This is a genomic window from Brevundimonas sp. (genome assembly GCF_032107865.1).
Classification (GTDB): domain Bacteria; phylum Pseudomonadota; class Alphaproteobacteria; order Caulobacterales; family Caulobacteraceae; genus Brevundimonas.
In genome coordinates, this window is record NZ_DAMCNG010000261.1 from 1 (window position 1) to 3,394 (window position 3,394).

At 68.3% G+C, this 3,394-nt stretch carries 4 protein-coding genes; 1 reads left to right on the forward strand and 3 read right to left on the reverse strand.

The features are described from left to right. Window positions 1-265 (reverse strand): hypothetical protein (locus RT567_RS15125; protein WP_313577068.1); only part of this gene is annotated, 265 nt, incomplete at its 3' end. A 28-nt stretch (window positions 266-293) separates the two neighbouring features. Between RT567_RS15125 and RT567_RS15130 the strand changes: the two genes are divergently transcribed. Then, window positions 294-1,772: an SLC13 family permease gene (locus tag RT567_RS15130; RefSeq protein ID WP_409516183.1), complete on the forward strand. Its 1,479-nt coding sequence runs from the start codon at window positions 294-296 to the stop codon at window positions 1,770-1,772. 7 nt (window positions 1,773-1,779) lie between these two features. On the opposite strand, the gene xth is transcribed toward RT567_RS15130, so the two are convergent. Both xth and RT567_RS15140 read right to left on the reverse strand, forming a co-directional pair. Continuing rightward, complete coding sequence (gene xth / locus RT567_RS15135) at window positions 1,780-2,577, reverse strand: exodeoxyribonuclease III (RefSeq protein WP_313577069.1); 798 nt, start codon at window positions 2,575-2,577, stop codon at window positions 1,780-1,782. Window positions 2,578-2,806: 229 nt separating this feature from the next. Then, a partial coding sequence (locus tag RT567_RS15140) for an outer membrane lipoprotein carrier protein LolA (protein WP_313577070.1) occupies window positions 2,807-3,394 on the reverse strand: 588 nt, incomplete at its 5' end.

Genomic DNA, 3,394 nt, shown 5'->3' on the forward strand with positions numbered 1-3,394 from the left:
CGCCGCAACCAAAGGGCATGCGCACCGACACCGTTCGGCCAGTCAGGGCCGCGTCGCGGGTCTGGCCATCGGCCAAAGCCGTTCCGGCTTCGGTCAGGGCGGCCAGCAGGGCGGCGCGGTTCAAGGTGGAGTCCAGCACGACCGTCGGCGGCGGGGCCGGATCCGCAGGCGCGGCCGGTTCCGGCGGTCTCTGACACCAGGTCAGAAGCGGCAGGGTCGCGGCCAGGGCGAGCGGCGCGGCGAGACGGGTCGTTGTGATCGACATGGAACCAGCCTAACACGGGAAACGCTGATTGGCGCCCCGACCCGTGATCGTGATCGTGGTCGCGGCGATGGCTGATAAAGGGGTTCTTGCGCGGGTGACGCTGGACCAGATCATCGCTCTCATCGTTCTGATCGCCGTGGTCGGGCTGATGATCCACGGTCGGATGCGCTCGGACGTGGTGGCGCTCAGCGGCGCGGCGGCCCTGTTGCTGTTCGGCGTGGTGCGCCCGGTCGAGGTGCAGAGCGCCTTCGCCAGCCCGGCGGTCATCGCCCTGGCCGGCCTGTTCGTCATCGCCTACGCCATCGAGCTGTCGGGCCTGCTGGGGCTGATGATCCGCAAGGCGACGGCGTTGTGCCAGCGGTTCGGGGCGACGGGGATCTGGGTGGTGATCGGCCTGTGCGGTTCGGTCGGCGGCTTTCTGAACAATACGCCGGTGGTGGTTCTGGCCGCGCCGGTGGTGCGCGACATGGCCAAGTCGCTGAAGCTGTCGCCCAAGCGGTTCCTGATGCCGCTCAGCCATGTGACGGTGTTGGGCGGCCTGCTGACCCTGATCGGCACCTCGACCAATCTTCTGGTCAACGACATGGCGCGCAACGCGGGCCAGCCGGTGTTCAGCCTGTTCGAGATCACGCCGGTGGGCCTGGTCATCGCCCTGGTCGGCGGGCTGTGGCTCTATTTCTTCGGCGCGCGCCAGCTGGGCCGCGCCGCCTGCGCCGAGGAAGAAGCCGAGGCCGAACGCGAACGACGCGAGGCGGAAGCCCTGGCCGAAAAGGCGTCGCGACAGGGGCGGTGGCGTCTGCCCTTCTCCTTGCCGTCCTTCGCCCAGTTGGGCGAAAGCCGCAGTCAGCGCGACGGCACCGGGGACGCCCATCTGGGCGACGTCGATCTCTACGCCTCGGCCGACCGGCCCTTGCAATGGAAGCGGGCGCTGATCGCCCTGGCGGTTTTCGTGATGGTGGTGGCGGCGGCGGGTCTGGGGATCGCGCCCATCGCGGCGGCGGCCTTCGCCGGGGCGGTGGCGCTGATCCTGCTGGGCGTGCTGACGCCGGAAGAAGCCTATTCGGGTCTCAAGCCGGACATCCTGCTGTTGATCGCCGGCATGGTGGTGGTCGGCACCGCCATCGAAGTGACGGGACTGGCGGCGCAAGGCGCGGGTCTGCTGATCGAGGTGATCCGTCCGTTCGGGCCTCTGGGCGCGCTGATCGTGCTCTACGGCGTGACCCTGTTCGCGACCGAGCTCCTGTCCAACGCCACGGTGGCGGTGCTGGTGACGCCGATCGCCGTCGCCCTGGCCGAGAGTCTGGGGGTTGATCCACGCCCCTTCCTGGTCGCGGTGATGATGGCCGCCTCGGCCGCCTTCGCCACCCCTTTCGGCTATCAGACCAACGTCCTCGTCTATCAGATGGGCGGTTACAGCTACATGGACTTCGTCCGCGTCGGCACGCCGCTGAACCTGATCACCTGGGCGGCGGCCATGGTCGCCATCCCGATCTTCTTCCCCTTCTGAGGCGGGCTCAGACGTCCAGGTCCATCACGACCGGGGCGTGGTCGCTGGGCCGTTCCCATTCGCGCACCGTGTCCAGGATGCGGGCGCTGCCCTTGACCACGGCGGGCGTCAGGCCGGGCGAGGTCCACAGATGGTCCAGCCGCAGGCCCCGGTTCGACTTGCGGAAATCCTTGGCGCGATAGCTCCACCAGCTGGCCAGCTTGACCGGGTCGGGGATCTGGTCGCGCAAAACGTCAGTGAAACCGCCGGCGTCCTGAAGCCGGTACAGGGTCTCGACCTCGCCGGGGGTGTGGCTGACCACCTTGGACATGAAGCGGTGGTTCCAGACGTCGTTCTCGCCCGGCGCGATGTTGAAGTCGCCGGCCAGGACCAGGGGCCGCTGGCGGTCGCGGGTCTTCATCTCGGCGGTCAGTCGCTCATAGAAGTCCATCTTGTGATCGAACTTGGGGTTCAGCGCCCGGTCCGGCAAATCGCCGCCCGCCGGGATGTAGAAGTTCTGCACCTCCACCCCCTCGACCACGGCCGAGACGCAGCGGGCGTGGCCTTCGCGGCAGACGTCCAGCTTGGGGCTGTCGACGATGGGCAGGCGGCTGGCGATCGCCACCCCGTGCCAGCCCTTCTGGCCGCCGATCCGCAGGTAGGGCAGACCCATGTCGATGAAGGCCTGACGCGGGAACTGGTCCTCGGTGCATTTGATCTCCTGCAGGCACAGGACGTCCGGGGCGTGTTCGGCGACGAAACGGGCGACCTGATCAATGCGCAGGCGGACCGAGTTGATGTTCCAGGTGACGATGCGAAGGCTCATGCAAGCGGGCTTAGCAGCTTGGCGGGGCGGGGTCTAAGCCGGTCGTCTTGCGCATTAAAAAAGCGCCCGGAGCCAGGTCCGGGCGCATGAAGTTCGTCTCTCTCGCCGCCAGGCGGGGATGAATCCGTGGCGGGCGGGACGGCCGCCGCCGTCCTGTGCTTAAAGTGTCACGCCTGACGAAAAAGGTCAAACTGTCACAAATTCGCCCTGCTTCTTTTTTCGCGACCGATCAGTTGCGGCGGTTGCGACGGGTGGGGTCGCGCAGCTGGAACAGGCTGGCGGCCAGGCCCGGCGCCGGTTGCAGCGTCGTCAGCTGCACGCGGGTGCGCGAGCCCTGGGCGTCGGTGATGGTCCATTCCTGAAGGCGCACGGGCGACCCGGCGAAGGCCAGTATGACCGAGCCCTCGTTGGGGCGGCGCGCGTCGCGGGCGGTGATGGCGAAGGCGCCGGAGTCCATGCGCGTGATCCGGTCGATCTTCACGCCCTGATCCAGCCGGACCTCGCGGGCCAGGAAGGTCGACAGCGGCGTCTGGCCCAGCGGCGCCTGGCGGAAGACGTTCAGGCGCGGATCCCACCGGCTGACGTTGTTGCCGTCGGCGACGACCAGCAGGCCTTCAGGCTCAGTGTATTCGAACCGCATCTTGCCGGGGCGTTGCAGGTAATAGCGGCCGGTGCGGCGCTGATTGTTCGGCCCGGTCTCGACGAACGTCCCCTGGGCCGTGGTCATGGCGGTCAGATAGGTCTGGGCCTGACGCAGCACGGCTTGGTCGTCGGCCGACAGCCCGGCTTGCGCCAGGACGGCGGCGGGGGCGGCGGC

What these genes read in the sequence shown, in the direction of transcription:
- xth (WP_313577069.1), bottom strand. Translation starts at nt 2,577, where the DNA reads ATGAGCCTTCGCATCGTCACCTGGAACATCAACTCGGTCCGCCTGCGC.